The 24,053-nt window shown below is 38.1% G+C and carries 26 protein-coding genes; 14 read left to right on the top strand and 12 right to left on the bottom strand.

The genetic code is table 11. The annotated features are described in order from the left end of the window. The first annotated feature begins 5 nt into the window (after positions 1–5). The gene (locus tag GM418_RS15030; RefSeq protein ID WP_158867712.1) at positions 6–422 is read left to right on the top strand and encodes a DUF6146 family protein; all 417 of its coding nucleotides are present in this window, start codon (positions 6–8) and stop codon (positions 420–422) included. Here GM418_RS15030 and ribD read toward each other — a convergent pair. Next, positions 412–1,464 (bottom strand): bifunctional diaminohydroxyphosphoribosylaminopyrimidine deaminase/5-amino-6-(5-phosphoribosylamino)uracil reductase RibD, encoded by a 1,053-nt coding sequence (gene ribD, locus GM418_RS15035; protein ID WP_158867714.1) that lies wholly within the window; start codon positions 1,462–1,464, stop codon positions 412–414. The genes GM418_RS15030 and ribD overlap by 11 nt on opposite strands. Positions 1,465–1,505: 41 nt before the next feature. On the opposite strand from ribD, the gene prmC reads away from it, so the two are divergent. Beyond that, positions 1,506–2,345 (top strand): peptide chain release factor N(5)-glutamine methyltransferase, encoded by an 840-nt coding sequence (gene prmC / locus GM418_RS15040; RefSeq protein ID WP_158867716.1) that lies wholly within the window; start codon positions 1,506–1,508, stop codon positions 2,343–2,345. A 114-nt stretch (positions 2,346–2,459) separates the two neighbouring features. Next, positions 2,460–3,518, top strand: coding sequence for an endonuclease/exonuclease/phosphatase family protein (locus GM418_RS15045; RefSeq protein ID WP_158867718.1), 1,059 nt, complete (start codon positions 2,460–2,462; stop codon positions 3,516–3,518). Here GM418_RS15045 and GM418_RS15050 read toward each other — a convergent pair. Beyond that, complete coding sequence (locus GM418_RS15050) at positions 3,515–4,453, bottom strand: bifunctional riboflavin kinase/FAD synthetase (RefSeq protein WP_158867720.1); 939 nt, start codon at positions 4,451–4,453, stop codon at positions 3,515–3,517. The genes GM418_RS15045 and GM418_RS15050 overlap by 4 nt on opposite strands. Positions 4,454–4,623: 170 nt before the next feature. Between GM418_RS15050 and GM418_RS15055 the strand changes: the two genes are divergently transcribed. The 4 genes from GM418_RS15055 to GM418_RS15070 all read left to right on the top strand — a co-directional run bounded on the left by GM418_RS15055 (position 4,624) and on the right by GM418_RS15070 (position 9,141). Beyond that, positions 4,624–5,781 (top strand): TlpA disulfide reductase family protein, encoded by a 1,158-nt coding sequence (locus GM418_RS15055; protein ID WP_158867722.1) that lies wholly within the window; start codon positions 4,624–4,626, stop codon positions 5,779–5,781. Positions 5,782–5,833: 52 nt separating this feature from the next. Beyond that, entirely contained in the window at positions 5,834–6,589 is a 756-nt protein-coding gene (locus GM418_RS15060; protein ID WP_158867724.1) for a UDP-2,3-diacylglucosamine diphosphatase, read from the top strand. A gap of 22 nt (positions 6,590–6,611) precedes the next feature. Continuing rightward, a complete protein-coding gene (locus GM418_RS15065; protein WP_158867726.1) occupies positions 6,612–7,694 on the top strand; it encodes a 3-oxoacyl-ACP synthase III family protein in 1,083 nt (360 codons plus the stop codon). A gap of 85 nt (positions 7,695–7,779) precedes the next feature. Next, positions 7,780–9,141, top strand: a complete 1,362-nt coding sequence (locus GM418_RS15070; protein ID WP_158867728.1) for a DNA recombination protein RmuC — start codon at positions 7,780–7,782, stop codon at positions 9,139–9,141. Here the strand turns inward: GM418_RS15070 and GM418_RS15075 are convergent. The 4 genes from GM418_RS15075 to GM418_RS15090 form a co-directional block, all read right to left on the bottom strand. Continuing rightward, positions 9,138–9,545, bottom strand: a complete 408-nt coding sequence (locus GM418_RS15075) for a hypothetical protein (protein ID WP_158867730.1) — start codon at positions 9,543–9,545, stop codon at positions 9,138–9,140. The two genes, GM418_RS15070 and GM418_RS15075, sit on opposite strands and share 4 nt — an antisense overlap. Positions 9,546–9,579: 34 nt before the next feature. Beyond that, positions 9,580–10,143 (bottom strand): peroxiredoxin, encoded by a 564-nt coding sequence (locus GM418_RS15080; protein ID WP_158867732.1) that lies wholly within the window; start codon positions 10,141–10,143, stop codon positions 9,580–9,582. Between the two features lie 574 nt (positions 10,144–10,717). Then, on the bottom strand, positions 10,718–11,179 hold the full coding sequence (locus GM418_RS15085; RefSeq protein WP_158867734.1) for a GNAT family N-acetyltransferase: 462 nt from the start codon (positions 11,177–11,179) through the stop codon (positions 10,718–10,720). Positions 11,180–11,188: 9 nt separating this feature from the next. Further along, positions 11,189–12,547, bottom strand: a complete 1,359-nt coding sequence (locus tag GM418_RS15090) for a GntP family permease (RefSeq protein ID WP_158867736.1) — start codon at positions 12,545–12,547, stop codon at positions 11,189–11,191. Positions 12,548–12,738: 191 nt separating this feature from the next. Between GM418_RS15090 and GM418_RS15095 the strand changes: the two genes are divergently transcribed. Together GM418_RS15095 and GM418_RS15100 are read left to right on the top strand one after the other, a co-directional pair. After that, positions 12,739–13,407: a cobalamin B12-binding domain-containing protein gene (locus GM418_RS15095; protein ID WP_158867738.1), complete on the top strand. Its 669-nt coding sequence runs from the start codon at positions 12,739–12,741 to the stop codon at positions 13,405–13,407. Between the two features lie 13 nt (positions 13,408–13,420). Continuing rightward, complete coding sequence (locus GM418_RS15100) at positions 13,421–14,302, top strand: homocysteine S-methyltransferase family protein (protein ID WP_158867739.1); 882 nt, start codon at positions 13,421–13,423, stop codon at positions 14,300–14,302. Positions 14,303–14,344: 42 nt separating this feature from the next. Here GM418_RS15100 and GM418_RS15105 read toward each other — a convergent pair whose 3' ends face one another. The 6 genes from GM418_RS15105 to GM418_RS15130 all read right to left on the bottom strand — a co-directional run bounded on the left by GM418_RS15105 (position 14,345) and on the right by GM418_RS15130 (position 18,373). Further along, a complete protein-coding gene (locus GM418_RS15105) occupies positions 14,345–15,082 on the bottom strand; it encodes a hypothetical protein (RefSeq protein ID WP_158867741.1) in 738 nt (245 codons plus the stop codon). Continuing rightward, positions 15,079–15,933 (bottom strand): tetratricopeptide repeat protein, encoded by an 855-nt coding sequence (locus tag GM418_RS15110; protein ID WP_158867743.1) that lies wholly within the window; start codon positions 15,931–15,933, stop codon positions 15,079–15,081. Before GM418_RS15110 ends, GM418_RS15105 begins: the two co-directional genes overlap by 4 nt. Next, complete coding sequence (locus GM418_RS15115) at positions 15,899–16,735, bottom strand: hypothetical protein (protein WP_158867745.1); 837 nt, start codon at positions 16,733–16,735, stop codon at positions 15,899–15,901. The genes GM418_RS15110 and GM418_RS15115 overlap by 35 nt, the downstream gene beginning before the upstream one ends. Then, the gene (gene yidD / locus GM418_RS15120) at positions 16,719–17,168 is read right to left on the bottom strand and encodes a membrane protein insertion efficiency factor YidD (RefSeq protein WP_158867748.1); all 450 of its coding nucleotides are present in this window, start codon (positions 17,166–17,168) and stop codon (positions 16,719–16,721) included. The genes GM418_RS15115 and yidD overlap by 17 nt, the downstream gene beginning before the upstream one ends. Continuing rightward, complete coding sequence (locus tag GM418_RS15125; RefSeq protein WP_158867750.1) at positions 17,131–17,820, bottom strand: hypothetical protein; 690 nt, start codon at positions 17,818–17,820, stop codon at positions 17,131–17,133. Before GM418_RS15125 ends, yidD begins: the two co-directional genes overlap by 38 nt. Positions 17,821–17,884: 64 nt before the next feature. Continuing rightward, positions 17,885–18,373, bottom strand: a complete 489-nt coding sequence (locus GM418_RS15130) for a hypothetical protein (protein ID WP_158867752.1) — start codon at positions 18,371–18,373, stop codon at positions 17,885–17,887. A 149-nt stretch (positions 18,374–18,522) separates the two neighbouring features. On the opposite strand from GM418_RS15130, the gene GM418_RS15135 reads away from it, so the two are divergent. The 5 genes from GM418_RS15135 (at position 18,523) to GM418_RS15155 (ending at position 24,006) form a co-directional block, all read left to right on the top strand. Further along, positions 18,523–19,443: a CobW family GTP-binding protein gene (locus GM418_RS15135; protein ID WP_158867754.1), complete on the top strand. Its 921-nt coding sequence runs from the start codon at positions 18,523–18,525 to the stop codon at positions 19,441–19,443. Positions 19,444–19,681: 238 nt separating this feature from the next. After that, positions 19,682–20,362, top strand: a complete 681-nt coding sequence (locus GM418_RS15140; RefSeq protein ID WP_158867756.1) for a succinate dehydrogenase cytochrome b subunit — start codon at positions 19,682–19,684, stop codon at positions 20,360–20,362. A 20-nt stretch (positions 20,363–20,382) separates the two neighbouring features. Then, positions 20,383–22,323, top strand: coding sequence for a fumarate reductase/succinate dehydrogenase flavoprotein subunit (locus tag GM418_RS15145; RefSeq protein WP_158867758.1), 1,941 nt, complete (start codon positions 20,383–20,385; stop codon positions 22,321–22,323). A 37-nt stretch (positions 22,324–22,360) separates the two neighbouring features. Further along, positions 22,361–23,122 (top strand): succinate dehydrogenase/fumarate reductase iron-sulfur subunit, encoded by a 762-nt coding sequence (locus GM418_RS15150; RefSeq protein ID WP_158867760.1) that lies wholly within the window; start codon positions 22,361–22,363, stop codon positions 23,120–23,122. A gap of 143 nt (positions 23,123–23,265) precedes the next feature. Continuing rightward, positions 23,266–24,006 (top strand): hypothetical protein, encoded by a 741-nt coding sequence (locus GM418_RS15155; RefSeq protein WP_158867762.1) that lies wholly within the window; start codon positions 23,266–23,268, stop codon positions 24,004–24,006. The last annotated feature ends 47 nt before the right edge of the window (positions 24,007–24,053 follow it).

Below are 24,053 nucleotides of genomic sequence, written 5' to 3' on the forward strand. Positions count from 1 at the left end.
AAAAAATGAAAAAGATATATTTTGTAATAGGAATTTTAGCTTTTATTGTGGCTTGCTCATCACAAAAAAAGATTGCACATGTGCCACAGGTTGAAAAAGCAGAGATGGCAGAAGACAGTTTGGAATACGAGCTGGAAACCTTTGATACCAAATTTGAAACCTGGTACCAGTTACATGATAATCCTTCACAATACCGATCGCAACAATATTACGAATCGTGGAACAGACAATATGTTTCTGCCTGGAATATAAATGCCATGACGCCCGGCAAAGGCTCATTCTTTGAATCGATTGTAGGATACGATCCGCATGAAGATTATGGTTTTGAGCTCAACCACGAACTGTTTTATTATTTTCAATATGTTGAAAATGTACTCAGAATCAGAATAATCCCCAATGGTCCGAATGTTGTCAGGTTTTAATCCTGTTTTTTAAAATATACAACCAGTCGTTGTCCAACTGCTCTGCGGCCATCAGTTTTCCATCAATTTGCGGTGCTTTTACACCTTTTGAAAAAAACTTGTTCCCGGTGAAAATATGAGCTTCGTCCCATAAGTTTTCGATAATAAAACTTTGTAGCAACCGGTGCCCGCCTTCCACAATAACCGACAAAATATTCTTTTTGTACAGTTGATAAAGAATTTCCTGTATCAGGTTCTGGGTGTCGTTCAATTTTGTGTAAGTCAGGTTGTTGTCTTCTTTGTCTTGTAGAATATTAAATACAACTGTCTTTTCTGATTGGTCAAAAATATTTAGTGTTTTGGGAAGTTTCAGTTCGTTGTCAACGACAGCACGCAACGGATTTTTTCCATACCAGTGCCGCACTGTTAAGGAAGGATTATCTTTCTCAGCGGTTTTTCTCCCAACCAAAATAGCGCCTTCCTCAGCCCGTATTTTATGTACGAGCCGAAGCGCCAGATTGCCGGTAATCCAGGTTGGTTCGCCATAATTTTCAACATTGCGCTCAATATCGATAAAACCATCCTGTGTTTGTGCCCATTTTAAAATTACAAAAGGTCTTTTCTTTTCGTGAAATGTAAAAAAACGTTTATTGATATCACGGCATTCTTTTTCCAAAACACCAACTTCCACTTCAACACCGGCTTTTTTTAATTTTTCTATCCCCTTTCCGGCCACTTCAGCAAACGGATCAACAGTACCAATAATCACTCTGGGGATTCGCTTTCTGACAATTAAATCGGAACAAGGAGGCGTTAATCCAAAATGTGCACAAGGTTCAAGGGTAACATAAAGTGTGCTTTTGGGGAGTAGTTTCTCATCTTTTACTGCTTGGATAGCATTTACCTCTGCATGGGCATCACCGTATTTCTGATGAAAACCTTCGCCAATGATTTTTCCCTCACAAACAATTACACAACCCACCATTGGATTTGGCGATACTTCACCGATTCCCAGTTGGGCAAGCTCCAAGGCGCGGAGCATGTATTTTTTGTTCACATTCATTCAAAGAGAAAAATTAACTTTGTCGTGTCAAAAATAACATAATGCAGTCGCTTATTCAATATATCGAAAAAGAATTAAAGGGTTTGTACCCGGCGGAGGAAATCAGAAGTTTTATCCGTCTGATTTTTGAGCAGGTTTGTGAATTGAATTACACTCAATTGCTGCTTAGTCGCGATAGAATTCTCAGCCAGGAAAAAAAAGAGAAGATGGAAGAAATTGTAAAACGATTAAAGACTTTTGAACCGATTCAATATATTTTGGGCGAAACGGAATTTTACGGACTTCAGTTAAAAGTAAATACCGCTGTTTTGATTCCCCGCCCGGAAACAGAAGAGTTGGTGCAATGGATTTTGCAAACAAATCAGCTAAAGTCGCCGGTTATTCTGGATGTAGGAACCGGAAGCGGATGTATTGCACTGGCTTTGAAAAAGGAACTGCCCGCAGCAGTTCTTACAGCAATTGATATTTCTGAAACAGCATTGGAAAACGCAAAGGAGAATGCAAAAACAAACCGGCTTGATATCCAACTTTTGAATGGTGATATTTTAAACTGGGAAGGGCAAAGGTGGGAACAGTATGATGTTATTGTCAGCAACCCGCCTTATGTCAGAACAATGGAAAAAGAGACAATGCAAGCCAATGTTTTGGATTACGAACCTGAACTGGCACTTTTTGTATCCGATTCTGATCCGCTTGTTTTTTACAGAAGAATAGGAGAGTTTTCCTGGGAAAACTTAAGAAAAGATGGTTTTCTTTTTTTTGAGATTAATGAAAATTTGGGGATGGAAATGGCTGAATTGTTATCCGCACAGGGATTCAGAAATGTTGAGATAAAAAAAGATATTCGCGGGAAAGAGCGAATGCTTTGTTGTCAGAGGTAAAAGCTGTCCTTGTATGCTTTTCTTTTTGTCATTTGTTAATAACTGAATAAACAATCTTTCTGAAAATGGCAGGATTTTCCTATCTTGCATTCAAAGCGAAGACAGTTAGGAGAAGTGAAGAAGACACTCAGGTATATATTAACAGGGCTAAATATTTTAGCTGTAGTTTGTTTGTTGGTATCGTATTTATCTATCTATATTCCACCCGATAAGTGGTGGATTCCGTCATTTTTTGGTTTAGCCTATCCTTTTATTCTTACAGCAAATATTTTCTTTATTGTTCTTTGGTTGTTGATAAAGCCCAGAAACATGCTTGTTTCATTGGTCGCCATTTTCATTGGCTGGGGCTTTGTTTCCCGCTATATTCAACTAAAAGGGAAAACCATTGAAAAAGGAGATATTAAAGTTTTGTCTTACAATGTGCAATACTTCAATGGTGAAGGGGGCAGCCAGAAAAAAACGGCAAATAAAATTGTGGATTTTTTGAAAGAACAAGACGCCGATATCATTTGCCTGCAGGAAGCCCGTTTGCGAAAAAACAGCATATTTAATTTGCCAAATACGGTAGCAAAACTGGGAACGATAAATCATTACCAGTTTGCACGGTCGAGCACAACTTACGGTTCGGTTACCATGACCCGCTTCCCGATAATAAACATGGGTGAAATCCGGTTTGAAAATACAACGAATATGAGTATTTACACTGATGTTTTGATTGGTGAAGATACGGTCAGAATTTTTAATGTTCATTTGCAGTCGTACCAAATCGATCCAAACCGATATACTGTAATCGATTCTCCTGATTTTACAGAAGAAGAAAATATACGCGAAATGCGTGAAATCGGCTTAAAGTTTAAAACAGCATTTCAGTTGCGGGCAGCTCAGGTTCGCGAAATACGAAAACACATTGATGCATCTCCTTATCATGTATTGGTTTGCGGTGATTTTAACGATACACCGGCTTCGTTTTCATACCAAAAATTACGGGGAAAACTAAAAGATGCATTTGTTGTTTCAGGAAAAGGAATTGGCAGGACATATGTGGGAAAACTACCTTCTTTTCGAATTGATAATATTTTTTACAGCACTGGATTTCAGTCGTTTAATTTTAAGACTTATGATTTCAGACTTTCAGATCACTTGCCGGTTTCATGTGAACTGATTAAAAATTAGGATTTTGCAGAAAGTATTTTTAAGGCGGTGATTTTATCTTTTTTGAGTTGTTCGACCAGCGCTTCTACTCCCGGGAATTTTTTTTCTTCCCTGATTTTATCGACAAAAGTAAGAGTGGCTTCTTTTTTGTAAATATCCTTTTCAAAGTCAAAAATATTTACTTCAATACTTCTGTTGTCGGCGTTCTGGTTAAAGGTAGGACGAGTACCAATATTCAACATTCCAGAGTGTTCAATACCTTCCAAAAATATTTTTACCGCGTAAACACCGTAACCGGGGATAAGTTTGTGAATATCAGAAGACTCAATGTTTGCTGTAGGAAAACCTATTTGCCGCCCCAGTCGTTTGCCTTCCACTACGGTGCCATGTAAAGTAAATTCGTAGCCCAGGTATTTATTTGCAGTTTTTACATCTCCTTCTTGTAAGGCTTCTCTTATTTTGGTTGAACTGATATGAATATCATTCAATAACAACGGTTCCAGCTTTTCAATCTCAAAATTGTATTTTAAGGCGCATTCTTTAAGGTACTCAAAACCACCCTGCCTGTCTTTTCCAAATTTGTGATCGTAACCAACAACCAAACAATGGGTTTTGATTTTATCTACCAGAATATGCTTAACAAACTCAGTATAGGTGAGTTCTGAGAATTCCTTTGTAAAGGGATATACAATCAGATGATCAATCCCCAGGCTGGCAAAAAGTTGTTTTTTTTCTTCGAGGGTAGTTAGCAATCTTAAGTTTGTTTCGTCGGGTTTTGTAACCAGTCGCGGATGAGGATAAAATGTAAAGATTACTGTTTCGCCACCATACTTTTTAGCATAGGCTTTTAATCGATCAATTACAATACGGTGACCAAGGTGTACACCATCGAATGTTCCGATGGTAACCACCGGGTTTTTAGCATTAAATTTTGATAGCTCCTCGTATGTTTTCACCTGCTTTTAGATTGAATACTGACGAACATAAACTTTTTTCCTGAAAAGACTGCAAAAATGGAATAAAAAAAAGGAATTAAAATGGAATTGTTTAAAATATGTTATTTTCTGCAAATGTTATTTTAGGTATACCGGAAAATGTTAATTTTACGGGCTTTAATTTGTACAGTATGAAGATTTTCAGATTTTTAGTAATTATTGTTTTAGTAGCATTGGTTTTTAACGCTTGTAAAAAGAGCAATGAATTTGTTGTTAGCGGGAAGATTACACATGCTGAAGATAGAACAATTTACCTGGAAGAACTGCTGGTATCTGGTACAAAACCGGTGGATTCGATGAAAATTGGAAGCAACGGGGAATTTAAGTTCAAAGGAGAAACCAGTTTACCAACTTACTATTTATTAAAATTTGATGTGGGAAAACACATTACTCTTTTGATTGATTCCGCTGAACAGATTAATGTTGAAGCAGATTTTGCCAATTTCTCATACGAATATAATGTTGAGGGATCTTCCGGTTCAAAGTTAGTTAAAGATTTAGCTACGCATTTAAACCGCACGATTGAAAAACTTGATTCATTGCGCTCGTTAAACGATATGTATGTTGGAAACCCGGATTATGAAAACCTTAAGGCACAGTGGGATGAAGAATATAGTCAGGTTGTTCAGGAACAAGTTGATTATTCAACGAAGTTTGTAATGGATAACCCATTTTCAATGGCCAGTGTTTTGGCTTTATATCAAACATTTGACAACAGGCAGAGTTTTGTAATCAACGATTTACAAACCATGCGTGTGGCAGCCTCCGCCTTAAATTCTATTTATCCAAACTCGGGGCATGTAAAAGCGCTTTATGCCAATACGCTGCAAATTCTTAAAAATGAGGAAAACCGGAAAATGCAGCGTTTTATCCAGGAAAACGGACAAAACAGCCCTGAAATCATTTTGCCGGATCCGAATGGAAAAGAAATTGCACTTTCTTCGCTTCAGGGGAAACTTGTATTGTTGCATTTCTGGGCGGCTGAAGATCGGGCTTCACGTGTCTTAAATCCCGCCCTGGTTGAGGCATACCAGAAATATAAAAATAAAGGATTCGAAATTTACCAGGTAAGTCTGGATAACAACCGGATTGAATGGGTGGATGCCATCGATCAGGATAATTTGGGCTGGATAAACGTAGGAGATATGAAAGGATGTGCACAAGCTGTGCAAACCTATAACATTCAAACTGTTCCTTACAATTATTTACTCGATAAAGATGGGGTTGTAATCGCACAAAATTTAAAAGGTCCGGGCTTGGACAGGGCACTTTCAAAAATTTTAAATTAATGCAAACCGACAACCTGTTCAAACAACGGGTTTCAACATAAAATCAAAAAGATTGCCGGGAAAAAAGAAAATATATTTTGTGTCCGATGTCCATTTGGGTGCGCCGGCTCTGAAAAATAACCGGGAACGCGAAATGATCTTTGTCCGGTGGCTTGATGAAATCAAGGAGGATGTTTCAGAGCTTTACCTCCTTGGCGATATTTTTGACTTCTGGTATGAATACAGTAAGGTTGTTCCTCGCGGTTTTACAAGAGTTCTGGGACGGATAGCTGATTTGACAGATCGGGGAATCCCGGTACATTTTTTTACCGGAAACCACGATGTTTGGGTTTTTGATTATCTGCCCGAAGAAACGGGGGTAATTTTACACAGAAACGAATTTATAGCACAAATCAACGGAAAGAAATTTTATCTCGCACATGGAGATGGGCTAGACGCCACAGACAGAGGTTATTATATTCTGAAGAAAATATTTACAAATAAAACCCTGCAGTGGTTATTTTCCAGGATACATCCCAATTTTGCTCTTTTACTTGCACATAAATGGTCGAAATCGAGCAGGCTTGCAAAAATGGGTTTGGAAGAAGAATTTAAGGTTAAGAATGACGAAATGTATAAATTCGCGGAAAGATTTTTACAGAAGGAGTCCACAGATTATTTTATCTTTGGACATCGTCATCAACTGGTGAATGTAAAAATGGACAGCAACACCCGGTTTATATTATTGGGCGATTGGATTAATAATTATTCCTACGGGGTTTTTGATGGCGAAACTTTTGAATTAAAGAAATACAAGGAACTTGCTTAAAGCAAAGTTGAAGAAGGATATTATGACAAAAGAAATTTATACCAGAATTATTGGCACAGGAAGTTATCTTCCTCCCAGAATAATAAAAAACAGTCATTTTTTAAATAACAAATTTTACGATCTTTCATCAAAGAAATTACTTGAAAAACCGAATGAAGAAATCATTCAAAAATTTAAAGAAATTACCAATATTGAAGAAAGACGTTATGTTGCGGAAGACCAAGTGACTTCAGATGTTGCAGCTTTGGCTATAAAGGATGCCTGCAAATCGGCTGAGATAAATGAGGAAAGTCTTGATTTTATAATTGTAGCACATAATTTTGGCGATATTCTTGAAGGAAATATCAGAACTGATGTTTTGCCGGCTCTGGCAAACAAAGTGAAGATGAAACTTCACATTAAAAATCCTTCGTGTATGGCGCACGACGTCGTTTCAGGTTGCCCGGGCTGGACGCAGGGAATGATAATTGCAGATGCATACATTAAAAGTGGTTTTATGAAGCGTGGAGTTGTTGTGGGCGCTGATGTGCTTTCTCGTATTTCTGATCCTCACGACCGCGATTCAATGATTTATGCAGACGGTGCCGGTGCAACCATTGTTGAGGCGGTAGAAAGTGAAGAACCAACAGGTATTTTATCTCATTCAAGTCGTTCTGATTCGGTGAGTTATGCAAACCTGCTCACGCTAGGTCCCTCAAGCAATCCTGACTTTGAAGGAAATGAATTGTTTATAAAAATGGCCGGGCATAAGTTATACATTTACGCCATCAACAATGTCCCGGGAGTAGTTCGGGAAAGTATCGAAAATGCCGGACTGGATTTAAGTGATATCAAAAAAGTATTTATCCATCAAGCCAATGAAAAAATGGATGAAGCGATTTTGAATGGCGTTTTCAAACTGTATCGTGAAAAGCATATACCTGAGGGAATTATGCCGATGAGCATCCGTAAACTGGGGAACTCTTCAACGGCTACAGTGCCAACAGTAATTGATTTGGTTTTAAAAGGAAAAATGGAAGGACAGGAAATAAACCCGGGCGATCACTGTATTATTTGTTCTGTTGGAGCCGGAATGAATATAAATTCCATTGTTTATAAGTGGTAAACTTTTCTGTCTGCAAAAATATCTTATAACTGGTACGTTTTAGTTAAATTGTACCAGTTTTTTTATGCCTTAAATTAAAATCTAAATGGAATTTGTCTATTTGTTTTCAGGAGTAGCGCTGGGATTGGTTATCGCTTTTTTGTATCTAAACTGGAAGAATCAGAAAAAACAATCGCAGATTCAACTTGAATTTCAGAATCGGGAAAAATTAACGGATGAACAAAAGGTAGCTGCTGAAAAACAAAGTTTGGTTTGGGAAGAACGATATCAATCGTTAAAAGCAGAAACAGAAGAGTGGAAAGCAGATTTGGTAAAAACCAGGGAGGAAAATACACAGCTAAACGTAAGGCTTGAGAATGCCAAAGTTCAGTTTTTGAATCAGGAGAAAAAACTGCAGGAACAAAAAGCTGAGCTTGAGGAAATTCAGAAAAAATTTACAACTGAATTTGAAAATATTGCCAATAAAATTCTGGAAAAGAACAGTGAAAAATTTACGTTAGCCAATCAAAAAAATATCGGTGAGGTATTAAATCCCCTAAAGGAAAAAATTCTGCTTTTTGAAAAGAAAGTGGAAGACACTTATCAGAAAGGGTTAAAAGACCAGACCGATTTGCGGGCAGAGCTAAAAAAATTACATGAATTAAATACAAAAATCAGCGAGGAAGCAAGTAATCTGACCAAAGCATTAAAAGGCGATGTAAAAAAACAGGGAAACTGGGGAGAAGTGGTTTTGGAACGTATTCTTGAGCGTTCGGGCTTAAATGAAGGCGAACAGGGGTATCAGAAACAATTTAGTGATACGTCAGAGGATGGAAAACGTATTCAGCCTGATATTATAATTAATCTTCCTGATAATAAGCACATTATTGTCGACTCAAAAGTTTCTTTGGTAGCTTATGAACGGGCAGTAAATGCTACTGCCGAAGACGAAAGGCAAAAGTTTATTAAGGAACATCTATTGAGTATAAAAACACATATAAAGGGACTAAGCGAAAAGCATTATCAAACTGCAAAAAATCTGAACTCACCTGATTTTGTATTGCTCTTTATTCCCATTGAAGCCTCGTTTAGTGTTGCTGTTCAGGAAGATCAGGAACTGTTTTCTTTTGCCTGGGATTTGAAGGTGGTAATTGTAAGTCCGTCAACTCTGCTTGCAACCCTGCGCACAATTGCTTCCATCTGGCAACAGGAAAATCAAAACCGGAATGCTCTGGAAATAGCAAGGCAGGGAGGTGCTTTGTACGATAAATTTGTTGGTTTTATAGGCGATATGGAAAATATGGGTAAAAACCTTGAAACCACCAGAAAAACATATGAACTGGCAATGAATAAACTTCATACCGGTGCAGGAAACCTGGTTCGCCGTGCCGAGAACATTAAGAAGCTGGGTGCAAAAACTACAAAAGAAATTCCGGGTAATTTACTTGAAAATGAGTTGGATGATTAAAACCAACCTTTTGGGAAGTAGCCTCCCGAACCATTTTTATGAACGGTAAAATTGAGATATCCGGCTTTGTTCAGAAAACCGACACCAACTATTTTTTCTTCGTTGCTGAGTGTTACCACAGCTCCTATAATTTTGTTGGCAAAATATCCAAAATCAATTTGCTCCATAGCTTCCCCGGGGAGCTTAATTTTGTATGTTTTCAGAAAGACAGAGCTTGAGGTCTGAACCGTTGTTCCTTCTCCAAAAAATCCGACAGTTTCGCCATTGTCCAGTTTTATTTCGATATAAACAGCCAGCCTTTCCTGTTGGGCTCCGGGTTTATCTTCTTTTGCACTACCTGAAAAAGGAGATAAAAAAAGACAAAATATCAGCGTTACAGGGATTAATAAGGCTAATTTTTTCATTTTTTTAATTCTTGGTTTTCAATCAGCGACAAACCTAAGAATTATTTTTTAAAAAAGTAAGCACATCTTTCGGATCTCCGCTTGCATCAACATCTTCATTTTTATAAATTACTTTTCCTTCTTTGTCAATGATAAATGTCCAACGGCTTGCTGTTGCTCCTCGGGTGAGTTCAACGGTTTTTCCATCGATTTCACGTTCTATGGTGCCTCCGTCTCTTGTTGGTACTCCAAATTTACCTGCAATTTCACCTGACATATCAGAAAGTAACGGGAAATTTAAATCATAAGAATCTCTGAATATTTTTAATCCTTCTACATTATCTCCGCTAATTCCAACAACCAAAGCGTCGGCAGATTCTAAGTCGCTGCTAAAGTCGCGGTAAGCACATGCCTGTTTGGTACATCCTCCTGTCATGGCAGCCGGGTAAAAATAAACTACAATATTTTTGTTCCCAAGGTGATCACCCAGGTTCCACTTTGTGCCGTCGACTGATGTTGCTGTAAAATCCGGCGCTTTATCTCCCACATGAAGATCTTTTGAGAAAATTTGTGCTGTAAATCCTAAAAACAGGACAAACGTAAAAACCAGTGTTTTCATTCTAATTAATTTTAATATTTGTTTGAATTTTTTTTATACACATTCTGTACATCATAAACAACCACGCTTCAATTTGGTTGATAAGATGTGAATTTATTCTTTCTTTAAGGTGCTAGTAGTCAGGTTAAAAATCCGTATATTATTCCATAATTTAATTTAAAATGGGTCACACACATGCATATCGTTGTACTTTTTGTGGCTATGAAGAAGAGTTCAATCGCGGTCACGGGTTTTTAATTCATTCTCAGCCTGCAAGTGAATATTTAAAACAAAAGACCAGGTACTTTCACTATAAGACACACCGACTAATTAAAGAGCTTGCAAAAAAGTACAGTCATCTTTTTATTAAGGCTGGGTTTGAGGTATATATTTGTCCAAGATGTAAAACATTATCGGATAAAGTTGAAGTAAAGATTTTAAAAGATACGGAGTTGCTTCATAAGAGTGAATTCAGGTGTAACTCCTGCAAGGCACGTTTACGACGCACAAATATTCATCGCCTGCAAATGGCCGTTTGCCCCAAATGTCACAAAAAGACTTTTCAGTTGAATCAATCCGCTCAGCTCTTGTGGGCTTAGGAATTCTTTCGGTTTTTCTTTTGGTATATCATTCCATAATGAGGTATTCCATCTTCAAGGTATTCTTCTGTAACAATTATAAATCCCAGGCTTTCATAAAAATTTTGCAGATACTTTTGTGCACTGATTTTTATTTTAGTGGCATTCCAGTTATTTAAAATGAATGACATTGCATCCTTCATCATACGACAACCAATTCCCTTGCCCCTTTCCGATTTTTTGACGATTACTCTTCCAATGGAATACTCAGAAAAACGTGTTCCGGGTTTTAGTAACCTCGAATAGGCAACAATTTTTCCATCTTCCCGGAGAAATTGGTGGACAGCATTTTTGTCCAAACCATCCAAATCGTTGTAAACACAATCCTGTTCAACAACAAAAATTTCGGCTCTGAGTTGTAGTATTTCGTATAATTCTTCCAGTGATAATTCACTAAAATATTTAAACTCAAAATTCATAGGTTAAAATTAAAAGAAAAGGCTGGCTAACAGTGTAAATACCAATCCGCAAATTGCAATTATCGACTCCATAACTGTCCACGATTGCAGGGTTTGTTTTTCATTCATCCCAAAATATTTCCCAACCAGCCAGAAACCACTGTCGTTAACATGTGAAAGAAGTGTTGCCCCGGAAGCGATAGCCAAAACCACAAGCGCTCTTTCAGGGTCGCTCAACCCAAATTCTCCTAAAACCGGAGCAATTATTCCGGCAGCAGTAATCATGGCAACGGTTGCCGAACCTTGAGTTACCCTTACCACAGCAGCCAGCAGCCATGCAAGCAAAATTGGAGGAAGGGCTGAACCGGCCATCGATTCTGCCATGATTTTCCCAATACCGCTATCTACCAAAATTTGTTTTAGTACACCACCTGCACCAGTAATTAAAATGATAATTCCGGCCGGTCCAAGTGCCTTTGTACTAAGGTCAAGAATTTTTTGTTTCTCTAATCCGCGGCGGATACATAAAAAGTAAGTGGCTATTAAAGTTGCGATAATTAACGCTGAGAACGGGTGTCCCACAAATTCAAGAATATCTGTCCAGATTGATTTTTCAACAATTTCTTTACTTACAGCTAAACCGGTAAATGTATTAACTAAAATTAAAAATAAAGGAACTGCTATAATTATGGCGATCAAACGAAATGAAGGCAGGTTATTTTCATCGTAATCTTTTTTCTGCTGAATATCAATTTCCGAAGGAGGTTCGATGTAGATTTTTTTTGAAATAAATTTTCCCCAAATGGGGCCTGCAATTACAGCAGTTGGAAATCCCAAAATAACACCCAGTAAAATGACCCACCCCAATTGAACATTAATAATATCGGCTACAGCAACCGGGCCGGGCGTGGGAGGAATAAAACTGTGGGTTACGGCCAGCCCTGCAAGCAGCGGAATTCCATAATACAACAGCGATTTTTTTGTGTCGCGGGAAAGTGCATAAATAATGGGCACCAATATAATAAATCCAACATCGAGAAACACTGGGATGGCCACAATAAAACCTGTGATTACCATTGCCCATGAGGCTTTGTCTGTCCCAAATTTTTTCACCAGGTAATGCGCCAGCGATTCGGCTCCCCCTGAACTTTCCAGCATTTGCCCAAAAATAGCTCCCAGCCCCACCACTGTTGCAACAAAACCAAGTGTTCCTGCCATTCCATCCTGAATAGCCTGTGTTATCCCGTTAAGCGGCATTCCTGCCACAATTCCTACATAAATGGCTGTTATTAATAAAGAAATAAATGCGCTGATTTTTAATTTTAAAACCATTAAAAGTAAAAGCGCAACTGCTGAAATAACAATAAAAATCAGAAACGGTGTTGACATTTAATTTAGTTTAGGATTTTCAGCTTTAAAGTTAGAATTTAACTTGTGGATTACAAACCGGCACGTCTATTTTGGACTAAACTTTTATATGATGTGAATTTTTCTAAAACGGTTTGTAAAAATTGAAATATAACTATTTTGTCTGCAAATATTTAATGGTATTTTTGTTAAATAACCTAAAAGACCAAAATATGAGTGATCTACTAACCAAAATTTCAGATTGTATAGAATTTGGGAAAATTAATAAAGCTGCACCTTATCCGCCTCAAATGAAAGATATGGATGGAACCGATGAACTAACCAGACAAGCATTGGATTCTGGTATTTCTGCCCAAAGAATACTTTCAGAGGGATTGATGCCTGGGATGGAAAAAGTTGGTGTCAAATTCAGAGAGAATAAAGTGTTTGTTCCCCAGGTTCTTATGTCGGCAAAAGCAATGAGCACTGCTTTGGTACATTTAAAGCCTTACTTTCTTTCCGGCGAAGTAAAACAAAAAGGAACCCTAATTATTGGTACTGTTGAAGGAGATTTGCACGACATTGGGAAAAACCTGGTTTCGATGATGGTAGAAGGAAACGGTTGGAAGGTTGTGGATTTAGGAACGGACGTGTCTGCTGATAAATTTGTTGAAGCCCTTCGGAAAAATGAAAATGCAATTATTGGCCTTTCTGCGTTACTGACAACAACAATGGTTAATATGGAACGAATTACAAAATCGATAAAAGAAGCTATGCCGGATGCAAAAATTGCAATTGGCGGTGCACCGGTAAATGATGATTTCAGGCAAAGAATAGGCGCTGACGCCTACTCTCCTGATCCTCAGGGGCTGGTGGAATATTTAAATTCACTTGTTGCTTAACCGAATTAAAAAAATGGGGAAAATAGTAGAACTGATAAAGAGAGGCAAAATACTAGTCTCCGACGGTGCCTGGGGAACTTTTCTTCAGCAAAAGGGATTGCAGCCTGGTGAATGTCCTGAAGAGTGGAATAGTAAACATCCTGAGAAAGTGCTGGAAATTGCGCAGAGTTATATTGATGCCGGTTCTGATTTGATTGAAACCAACAGTTTTGGTGGAACTCGTTTTAAACTTGAAAAATATGGTCTGGGTGATAAAGTTTTTGAACTAAACAAGGCAGCAGCAGAAATTAGCAGAAAAGCTGCCGGAGATAAGTTTGTATTGGGTTCGGTTGGCCCCACGGGTAAAATTCTGATGATGGGAGACGTTACCGAAGAAGAGTTGTACGATGCTTTTAAAGAACAGGCCAAAGGATTGGAAGCGGGCGGCGCCGATGCAATTATGATTGAAACTATGACCGATTTGGATGAAGCGCGATTAGCCATTCGGGCTGCAAAAGAAAACACCAAATTGGAAGTGTTTTGTACAATGACGTTTGAAAAAACGGTGGATGGTACGTTTCGTTCGATGATGGGCGTATCACCAACTGATATGGTAACCACTATTATTGACGCCGGTGCTGAGTTGATAGGTGCAAACTGTGGAAATGGAATCGCCAATATGATTGGGATTGTTGAAGAAATTCGTCAAATCAATAAAGATATTCCGGTTTTGGTCCATGCAAACGCAGGAATGCCTGTATATAAAGACGGAGAAACAGTTTTTCCTGAAAGCCCGGAGGAAATGGCCATGCTTATTCCCAAAATTATTTCTGCCGGAGCAAATATGATTGGAGGTTGTTGCGGCACAACACCGGAGCATATTCAAAAGGTGAGGGAAATTGTCGATGGGAAATGATACTTTTTTTGCCAACTTTTATGTCAAGTTGGGAAGAGATATTTATTTATATTTTTTCAAAACCTCTTTAAATAATTCATTTTTGGGATAATACTCTGATAATTCAGTAAAATAACGTATACCTTTTTCATCGTCCTTTTCGATATTTAGATATATTCTCCCGAGGAAATACAACGAGAGCGTTTTTACAATAATATCATTCTCCCGGGTAAAACCTTCAACTTCAACAAGAGCCTCTGCCCGGATTTCTCTTCTGTTTTTACTAAAAAGAGGGTTTATCAGATTATCGAAATACTGGAAAAGGGAGCTGTAGAGACTGAGCAATTTCATTCGGTTTTCAGGATAATCCGGATTTTCAGAGGTAATTTCGCCGAGCAATTTTTTTATTGTTGCCCTTGTATTTATTGCACCGATGATATTAAACCGCTTAAATTCATACCGAATCTGATAAGAATTTTTAATAAGCTGCCTCTGTTTTAATTCTGCATCGTTTAGATAGGTGCTGTCAAATTTTTCAAGAAATGATAAAAATATTTTTTGTTTTTCATTGTTTTGTTTTGTCTGTACAAATTCCCACCAAAGCAAATCAATGGTTAACACATCGGCATAAAAATTTTCCAGTTTGGCTCTGTTTGCTGAAATTGCAGCGTGGGCTTCTGTATATTGCTCATTGTAAATATGTATAAATACATTTGTAACAATACTGTCGTTCTCTGAAGAAAAAACCGGTTTTGAAAAGGTAGTTAAAAAAAACAGGTTTACTAAAAGGAGTATTCTCATTTCATTTTATCGATATTTTCTTCCACAAGTTGAAGAACAGACTGATAAACCGCTTCTCTGTTGTGTTCCAATTTATGCACCGCAAGATCTTTGGCGTGTTTATATCCGCCGGTATAATAACGGTAATACCACGAACTTGTTGACAAAAAAGCGTTGAGAAAACCATAGGCCTGCCAAATAAAAACGGTAGCAACAGCAATTCCTCCAATAAGAACAAAAGAGTTTAATCCTTTTAAAATATTCCCGGTGTAAAATTGTCCCAGCCCGGGCAACAGCATGCTCATCGTTTTAATTTTGTCCGGTCTGAAACGTTGGTTGTAGTTCTCAAAATCCTCAAAAATTTCCGCAAGTTCCTCGTTCATCTGCCGCGGGAAGAGTTCTCCGAAGTAATTAAGGGCGCTGTTATAATCGCCAATTCCGAAATAGCTGGTAGCGAGGTACAGATGATATTTGTTTTTGAGGTAAGCCGATTCCGGTTCTGAAATCACAAATAGCTCGTTTAGTGCAAGCAGAAAATTCTTTTGTCTAAAAAAACAATTTGCTTTTTTGAAAATCAGCTCGATTTGTAAACTGTCAGTTTGCGCTATTCTTATGGCCACACTATAGTTTTGTGCCGCCATATTGTAATCATTCAAAGCAAAGAATGAATCTCCAATTTTTTGATAAACATCGTTATACTTGTCTTGTGAATCAAAAAAAGCTACACGCTGAAATTCAACCAGCGCCTTTTGGTAATTTCCAAGCCTGAACTGTTGGTTTGCAAAGTCATACGTTTCATCAATGGTTTGCGCCACTGAAAACGAATACACAAACAAACTAAAAACGCTTATAATAATTATTTTTAGCTTCATTGTAAAGTTTGTTGTATGCTGCTTTGTTATGGTTTTTAGCGGCTTTTGCCGAACCCCAGATATTGCCTGAATAAAAACCAAAAGAAATTGATCCAAAAATCCATCCTGTTGCACTTTTAACTCCTTTCTTTTTAAATCCCTGGTAGGAAAGCCATGCGTTTGTGGATACAAAAAGCAAAGACATTACTGCATCTCCCCAGTATCCGGAATAGGCTTTCCCGCTTCCGGGAATTATTGCCGACATTGAAGCTGCCACAAACGGGCTTTTCTCCTTCATCATTTGAATATCAAGTGCATTCGAAAAAATATCAGGAAAATTGTTGTTTAAAATATCGGCATTGCTGGCAGTAAAAGAAATCAGAGCGTCTTTTTTTTCGGAAAAGATATAATGCCCCAATTGATAGAAAGCTCTGTCAGTTGCATTGAGCGACGAAAGAGCTTCCGCGAACAAAGGTTGTTCGTAACAGCAGTTACATGTTAATGTCAGTTTTAAATATTCTGAGGCAACCTGAGAATTCCCAAAAAAACGGTTGACTTTTAATGTTTCAAGTGTTTGAAACGAATTCTGACAATTGTTCCCGAGGCGGTAAGCGGTTAAAAGTTCAGGATAAACAGTTACATCCTCAGGTGTTATACTCAAAATTCGCTCATATTCGCTGGCCGCCAAATCGTATTGGCGTGTATCCTGCAGATAAGCGGCAAATTTTCTCAGATTTTCGGTATTGAAAAGGTTTTGCGTATTTCCAACATGAAAAAAAAGAATAAAGCAGAGAAGGAGTGTCGTTTTAGTTAAGCGGATCATAAAATCGTTGTTTCTCGGGGTTATAAATATACTCATTTGCTTTAACTAAACGATGGCACCTGGAAAGCCGGTCAAATGTATAAAGCGTCCCCAGTAATAATCCTTTTTGCTGAAATGCTTCAACAGAATATACCGAGCATGAAGGGTAGAAAACACAACTGGGGTTATCCTGCGATGAAAAAAAAGCTTTGTAAGTATTAAATCCGGTTGCCAGAATAAACTCCAGTTCATTTTTTTGTTTATCGCCGGTTGAAGAATATTTAGGTATCACATGTTCGCCCGCTTCAAAAAGTCCCTCTAAATTTTTAAAACCGTAGGGGTCGTTATTTTGCGCGTTTAATTTTCCTGCAAGTAACAGAAAGACAAACAGCAGCAGTATCAGAATATTTCCTACTTTACTCATGTTCCAGTTCATAATGGTACTCCGAGTCATTTTCAGTGTCGTTTAAAACAATGTTTTTAAATTCCATAACCTGGTAATTCTCCTGCCGGTTTTCTTCATAAAAAATCTGAATTATTGTGCCAGGAAATTCAAAACCATCAATTTTAATATAGTCTTTAAAAAACTGACGGTTAATTATCTGATTATTTTTGCCCATTATTACTACACTGTGAAGTTGGTTCCCTTTTTTAGCCAGGGCAATATTACTAATCATTTTTTGAATTTGCATGGGTATTTTCCAGTACGAAATTACCAAATCACCTTTTTTCTCCACTTTGTCAACTGCAAAATTTGCTTCTTTTAAACCAAAGTATTCAAGGCTTGAATTCAGGGCAAGATGAAATACTGTAAATTCATTTACAGATGGAATTTCTTCTGTAAAATAAATTTTATCTGATTTGATTTTATAAATTCTGGAATCCTGTACTACCCATTTTTCTTTTGAAGGAAACGAAATGTCATAAATCAGTTCCTTGGTATATTTATCGTAATATATCGTTCCTTTTGTCAGGTTTGCCTGACCTTCTGCCCTTTTTATTTTGATGGTGAAGTCGGCATGCATTCTGTAATAATCCTGAGCTGATGCGTTCAGGCCTGCAATAAAAAAAGCCAGGAACAAAAGTCTGTTTATATATCGAATCATAATCAGATAAAAAGGCTGCTTAAAAAATTAAACAGCCTTTTGACTTTATTGTTACGAAATCGTTTTAATTTGACGACTCTACCGCTGCAAATGCAATGACGTAAATAACAACGGAAACTGCTGTTCCTGCCAAACATCCCCACATGGCTTTTTTGGCTTCTTCTTTGTCATTGTCGGTGGCAATATAAACTACCAGCAATCCGAGAATACCAAATACACATCCCCATAAAAATGATGGGATTCCGAGAGGAGGTTCTGAATCCTGACCCGACATTCCCATTGGAGAAGCAGTACTTTCGATATTTGCAACAAGGTCGCTCTCTTGTTCCGAAAGCGACTCGAAAGTAGCATCTGTATTGCTTTCGAGATAAGTATCCAACTCATTTAATTCACTTAAAGCATCGTTAAGTTCAGCTTCATCATAATTGAAAACCGACTCATCGAGTTCCGGAGTTGCGGTAGTTATATCTCTGGCGTAGATGCTGTAGTTTTGTGCAGAAAGCAGCGAAATAGCCAAAATTATACTCGCACTTTTGAGGATAAATTTTTTCATTTCTGAAATTTTTTAGGTTAAAGATTGATTGTAATACGTTGTAAATGTAATAAAAGATTTCCTTCTGCGAGTTTATATTTAATATAAATTATATTCTGAAATGGGTTTTGTTTTGTTAACTGCTTTTTCTGTTTTTTCGAAAAATATATTTGAATATTTTTGTTGGCAATATGCAAAATATTCCGTTTCACATTATTTCCGGTTTTTTGGGGAGTGGGAAAACTACTCTTCTGAAACAGATTATCGAAAAATATTCTGATAAGACTAAAATTGGAATTATCCAGAATGAATTTGCACCCGCAAATATAGATGGAGCCGGCCTCAGAAAAGATGGAAAAAGCATTCACCTTCTCGAAATAAAAAATGGTTCGGTTTTTTGTGTTTGTTTAATGGGGAGTTTTGTTCGTTCACTGGAGAAATTTGTCGATGAAGTTCAACCGGAAGCCGTAATAATAGAATCTTCCGGACTTTCGGATACTACCTCAGTTGCCGAAGTTGTATCTTCCGGTACTTTATCGGAGAAAATTTTTTTGGCATCCAACTGGTGTATTGTCGACGCCGTAAATTTTTCAAAAGTTGGATTGCAAAAACAACGGGTAGTCCACCAGCTGAGAATGGCGGATGTGGTTGTAATTAACAAAACCGATTTGATAAAAAACGGGACAGATGAATTAAAAAAGGAAATAAGGAGTATTAATCCGTTTGCTGAAATAAAAGAGGCCAGTTTTTGCAATGTCGATTTTCAGTTAGGCGGGGCAGCTGCGGACAAATTGTATTTTTCAGATCAAAAAGCACTTGCCCGGCCTGATATTTCTTCCATGGTAATAAAAAGCAACAAAAAGGTGTCGGAACAGGCATTGTTGAGCTTTTTAAATGAATGGTCGCCCAAAGCTTTAAGAATAAAAGGGTTTGTTAATCTGAGTAATGATAAATCAGTTGCAGTTCAGTGTACCTTTGGTTCTGTGGAGTTGAAGTATATCGAAAATCTGTCGCAGCCTGGTGAGCTGATTGCTTTAACCACTGAGTTTTCCATACATGAATGGAACAAAGCATTCAAAAAACTGAAATAGGTCAAGCTAAGCTCTTCTCCTGCTTTATAAGTTCTGGTTTATAATCGGTGTTACGTAAAGTCCGGAATACCGGATTTCTATTAAGCAAGATTCAAAAGTTAATAATGGATTAAATTCTTCGTAGAAACGATATAAATTAGCTAAATTTAGAGCTTCTCTTTTTGGGGGTAAAATCGGTTCATCTACTTTTGTGCCGTTTGAATTTTTTTGAATTAAACCAAAATTAAATAGAAAATCTATGAGTAAGTTTTTAGCGGCGTCAATTGGACGGAAGTTCCTGATGAGTATCACCGGGCTTTTCCTGGTTGCTTTTATCGCAGTTCACTTGACCTTGAATCTATTGCTGATCTTTGATGACAGCGGTGAGCTTTTTAATTTGGGTGCAAATTTTATGGCAACAAACCCGGCCATTAAAATAATGGAGCCCCTTTTAGGATTAGGTTTTTTAATCCACATTTTATGGTCATTTTATCTGGAGTTTCAAAACTGGAAAGCACGACCTGTAAAGTATGACAAAAAGAACATGAGCGGAGCCAGTAGTTGGGCGTCACGTAATATGCTCGTTTTGGGTGCTTTGGTTATGGTTTTCCTTATTATTCACATTATCAACTTTTTCTGGGTAATTAAGTTTGATCCCCACACCATGAGTACCATTGTTATTGGGGGTGAAGAAATGGAAGATACTTATACCCTTGTTGCCGATTTATTTAAAGGAAGTGTGGCCTATTGCTTCTTTTATATTTTGGGAGGTTTGCTTCTGGGATTCCATCTTTCGCATGGATTCTGGTCGGCTTTTCAAACATTGGGATTAAACAATAAGTACTGGATGAAAAGATGGCAGGCTATTGGCTATGCGTACGCAATTATTGTTGCTATTGGCTTTGCTGCAATCCCGTTGTATTTTCTCGTTAAATTTTAAATGTTAGAAAGGAGTTGATTATGAGTATATTGAATTCAAAAATACCGGAAGGACCTTTGGCTGAAAAGTGGAGTAAGCACAAAGCAAATATAAAGGTGGTAAGTCCGGCGAATAAACGCAAGTTAGAAGTAATTGTTGTTGGAACAGGACTTGGTGGCGCTTCCGCTGCTGCCTCTCTTGCTGAACTGGGTTATAATGTTAAGGCATTTTGTTATCAGGACAGCCCGCGTCGTGCACACTCGATTGCTGCACAGGGTGGTATTAATGCTGCTAAAAACTATCAGAACGATAACGACTCGGTTTTCCGGTTATTCTATGATACAATTAAAGGAGGTGACTATCGTGCACGTGAAGCAAATGTGTATCGTTTGGCCGAAGTATCTCCTAATATTATCGACCAGTGTGTGGCACAAGGTGTACCGTTCGGTCGAGAATACGGCGGTTTGTTAGCCAACCGTTCCTTTGGTGGTGTGTTGGTTAGTCGTACGTTTTACGCACGCGGACAAACCGGACAGCAGTTGCTGCTGGGAGCTTATCAGGCTTTAAACCGCCAAATTTCAAAAGGGAATGTTGAAATGTACAGCCGCCACGAAATGCTGGATGTTGTAAAAATTGACGGAAAAGCACGTGGTATTATTGCCCGCGATTTGGTAAGCGGAGAAATTAAAAGATATGGAGCACACGCTGTAGTTGTAGCTACCGGCGGTTACGGAAACGTTTTCTTCTTGTCGACAAATGCAATGGGGAGTAATGGTTCTGCGGCATGGCAATGTTACAAAAAAGGTGCTTTTATGGCGAATCCCTGTTTTGTGCAAATTCACCCGACTTGTATTCCGGTTCACGGCGATCAGCAATCAAAATTGACATTAATGTCTGAATCATTGCGTAACGATGGTCGTGTTTGGGTTCCAAAGAAAAAAGAAGATGCCGTAAAATTGCAGAAAGGCGAAATTGGTCCGAATGATATTCCGGATGAAGATCGTGATTTTTACCTGGAAAGAAGATATCCATCTTACGGGAATCTTGTTCCGCGTGATGTTGCTTCACGTGCGGCTAAAGAACGTTGTGATGCCGGATTTGGAGTAAATGCGGAAGGAAAAGCAGTGTTCCTTGATTTTAAATACGCCATCGATCGTTTGGGGAAAGATGTAATTGCAGCCCGCTACGGAAATCTTTTCCAGATGTATGAAAAAATTACAGACGTAGATCCATATAAAAATCCGATGATGATTTACCCGGCTATCCACTATTCAATGGGCGGAACCTGGGTAGACTATAACCTGATGACTTCTGTTCCGGGACTTTATTCCATTGGAGAAGCAAACTTCTCCGACCACGGTGCAAACCGTTTGGGTGCTTCAGCTTTGATGCAGGGATTGGCGGACGGTTATTTCGTTCTGCCTTATACGATTGGCGATTATTTGGCTGACGAAATAATGATACCAAAAATCGATACCGACGCACCTGAATTTGAAGAAGCAGAAAAAGAAGTTACCGGCAGACTGGAAAAACTATATAACATTAAAGGTTCTAAATCGGTGGATTATTTCCATAAGAAATTAGGCCAGGTTATGTGGGATTATGTTGGAATGGCACGCAACGCCGAAGGCCTGAAAAAAGCCATTGAAATGATTAAGGAAATTCGGGAAGACTTCTGGAAAGATGTTAAAGTTCCGGGAGATCTGGATAACCTTAATCCCGAATTGGAGAAAGCAGGCCGTGTTGCCGATTTTCTCGATATTGGAGAACTGATGGCTCGTGATGCACTCGACAGAAATGAATCGTGTGGTGGCCATTTCCGCGAAGAATCAGCAACCGAAGAAGGTGAAGCAAAACGTAACGATGAAAAATTTACCTACGTCTCTTGCTGGGAATATAAAGGAGAAAGTGAAGAACCAACGCTGCATAAAGAAGATTTGGTATTTGAGAATGTTAAACTGACACAACGTTCTTACAAATAATCAATCGAAAATTTATAAATCATAAATCTTTAAGATTATGGCTGATAAAATTCTGAAAAAACTAAATATAAAAGTCTGGCGGCAGAAGAATGCTTCCAGTAAAGGTAAATTCGAAACCTACACAATTGAGAATATTTCTACCGGATCTTCTTTTCTTGAAATGATGGACATTTTAAATAATGAACTGATTGAAAAAGGGATTGATCCAATTGCTTTCGATCACGACTGCCGCGAAGGTATTTGCGGAACTTGTAGTCTCTACATTAATGGTCGTCCACACGGACCGGATACTGAAGTTACGACTTGCCAGTTACACATGCGCAAATTTAATGAAGGGGAAACCATTACTGTTGAACCATGGCGTGCAGCAGCCTTTCCTGTCATCAAAGATCTCATTGTAGACAGAACTGCATTTGAAAAAATACTACAGGCCGGTGGATTTGTTTCGGTAAATACCGGAGGCGTACCTGATGCAAATACAATTCCTGTTGCATATGAAGATGCTGAAGAATCAATGGATGCAGCTGCTTGTATTGGTTGTGGTGCCTGTGTGGCTGCATGTAAAAATTCATCTGCAATGCTGTTTGTTTCAGCTAAAGTTTCGCACCTGGCAAAATTGCCGCAAGGACAGGTTGAAGCTAAAAAGCGTGCCCGGAATATGGTTGCCAAAATGGATGAACTTGGTTTTGGCGGATGTACAAACACCGGCGCCTGTGAGGTAGAATGTCCCAAAAGTATTTCCATAACAAACATAGCACGTTTGAACAGGGAATATTTAGTATCGCGCTTAAGCAGGTAATATTAGTTGCAAAAAGAATAGGAAAAGCCTTTTCAGAAATGAGAAGGCTTTTTTAATTCACAACCGGCTGTGCATAAATCGGGCTGCGAACGGCTGAAAAATACTCTCCTGTTTGTTAACTTCGCTTAAAGTATTTGAAGATTATGCCATACAGAAGATTACCAACTACAGATAAAGCCCGAATAAGGGCTATGGAGTCTGCCCTTAAACTGGCAGATAAAACAAGTAAGGAACGATTAGCCTTCTCCAGTTATACCTACCAGCAGTTAAAACAGGTAAAAGTAACGTTTGAAAGTACACTGTTGCAATATGATTCCGACCTTCAGAAACAAATGAAAAAGCAAAAGGAATACAAAGCCTTGATGGAAAAAGCAACAATGTACATTTCTCACTTTGTTCAGGCATTATATATGACTGTTGAACGTGAAGAAATTAAAACAGAAGCGCTTGGCTTTTACGAACTGGATTCGCTAAATGGTAAACTTCCGCCTTTAAATACTGAAACAGAAATTATAGAGTGGGGCGAAAAAGTAATTAACGGGGAACAGAAAAGAATTCAACACGGGGGAAGCCCAATTTACAGCCCTTCTATTGCCATGGTAAAAATAAAGTTACAAGACTTTAAAGACATTGCCATTTTTATGCAAAACATGAGAAAGATATGTAATCGCTCGTTTGAACGGATGAAAGATGTTCGAATCTCAACCAATGATTTTATCAGTAAGTTGTGGAACGAAATTGAGGAACATGTAAATTCCGATTCACCAAAACATAAACGCCAGCAAGCGCAGGAATATGGAATTGTTTATGTTTTCAGAAGAAAGGAAAAGAAAAAACTCAGAGCGGTTGATTTGCAGGTTGATTTGCTATTCGAATACGCTTAAACGCTCTTTTAAACAAGAGTAGTAAAAAATAATAGACAAAAAGAAAA

It is taken from the genome of Maribellus comscasis (assembly GCF_009762775.1).
Classification (GTDB): Bacteria; Bacteroidota; Bacteroidia; order Bacteroidales; family Prolixibacteraceae; genus Draconibacterium; species Draconibacterium comscasis.

What these genes read in the sequence shown, in the direction of transcription:
- GM418_RS15030 (WP_158867712.1), top strand. Translation starts at nt 6, where the DNA reads ATGAAAAAGATATATTTTGTAATAGGAATTTTAGCTTTTATTGTGGCT.
- ribD (WP_158867714.1), bottom strand. Translation starts at nt 1,464, where the DNA reads ATGAATGTGAACAAAAAATACATGCTCCGCGCCTTGGAGCTTGCCCAA.
- prmC (WP_158867716.1), top strand. Translation starts at nt 1,506, where the DNA reads ATGCAGTCGCTTATTCAATATATCGAAAAAGAATTAAAGGGTTTGTAC.
- GM418_RS15055 (WP_158867722.1), top strand. Translation starts at nt 4,624, where the DNA reads ATGAAGATTTTCAGATTTTTAGTAATTATTGTTTTAGTAGCATTGGTT.
- GM418_RS15065 (WP_158867726.1), top strand. Translation starts at nt 6,612, where the DNA reads ATGACAAAAGAAATTTATACCAGAATTATTGGCACAGGAAGTTATCTT.
- GM418_RS15070 (WP_158867728.1), top strand. Translation starts at nt 7,780, where the DNA reads ATGGAATTTGTCTATTTGTTTTCAGGAGTAGCGCTGGGATTGGTTATC.
- GM418_RS15075 (WP_158867730.1), bottom strand. Translation starts at nt 9,545, where the DNA reads ATGAAAAAATTAGCCTTATTAATCCCTGTAACGCTGATATTTTGTCTT.
- GM418_RS15080 (WP_158867732.1), bottom strand. Translation starts at nt 10,143, where the DNA reads ATGAAAACACTGGTTTTTACGTTTGTCCTGTTTTTAGGATTTACAGCA.
- GM418_RS15085 (WP_158867734.1), bottom strand. Translation starts at nt 11,179, where the DNA reads ATGAATTTTGAGTTTAAATATTTTAGTGAATTATCACTGGAAGAATTA.
- GM418_RS15090 (WP_158867736.1), bottom strand. Translation starts at nt 12,547, where the DNA reads ATGTCAACACCGTTTCTGATTTTTATTGTTATTTCAGCAGTTGCGCTT.
- GM418_RS15095 (WP_158867738.1), top strand. Translation starts at nt 12,739, where the DNA reads ATGAGTGATCTACTAACCAAAATTTCAGATTGTATAGAATTTGGGAAA.
- GM418_RS15100 (WP_158867739.1), top strand. Translation starts at nt 13,421, where the DNA reads ATGGGGAAAATAGTAGAACTGATAAAGAGAGGCAAAATACTAGTCTCC.
- GM418_RS15105 (WP_158867741.1), bottom strand. Translation starts at nt 15,082, where the DNA reads ATGAGAATACTCCTTTTAGTAAACCTGTTTTTTTTAACTACCTTTTCA.
- GM418_RS15110 (WP_158867743.1), bottom strand. Translation starts at nt 15,933, where the DNA reads ATGAAGCTAAAAATAATTATTATAAGCGTTTTTAGTTTGTTTGTGTAT.
- GM418_RS15115 (WP_158867745.1), bottom strand. Translation starts at nt 16,735, where the DNA reads ATGATCCGCTTAACTAAAACGACACTCCTTCTCTGCTTTATTCTTTTT.
- yidD (WP_158867748.1), bottom strand. Translation starts at nt 17,168, where the DNA reads ATGACTCGGAGTACCATTATGAACTGGAACATGAGTAAAGTAGGAAAT.
- GM418_RS15125 (WP_158867750.1), bottom strand. Translation starts at nt 17,820, where the DNA reads ATGATTCGATATATAAACAGACTTTTGTTCCTGGCTTTTTTTATTGCA.
- GM418_RS15130 (WP_158867752.1), bottom strand. Translation starts at nt 18,373, where the DNA reads ATGAAAAAATTTATCCTCAAAAGTGCGAGTATAATTTTGGCTATTTCG.
- GM418_RS15140 (WP_158867756.1), top strand. Translation starts at nt 19,682, where the DNA reads ATGAGTAAGTTTTTAGCGGCGTCAATTGGACGGAAGTTCCTGATGAGT.
- GM418_RS15145 (WP_158867758.1), top strand. Translation starts at nt 20,383, where the DNA reads ATGAGTATATTGAATTCAAAAATACCGGAAGGACCTTTGGCTGAAAAG.
- GM418_RS15150 (WP_158867760.1), top strand. Translation starts at nt 22,361, where the DNA reads ATGGCTGATAAAATTCTGAAAAAACTAAATATAAAAGTCTGGCGGCAG.
- GM418_RS15155 (WP_158867762.1), top strand. Translation starts at nt 23,266, where the DNA reads ATGCCATACAGAAGATTACCAACTACAGATAAAGCCCGAATAAGGGCT.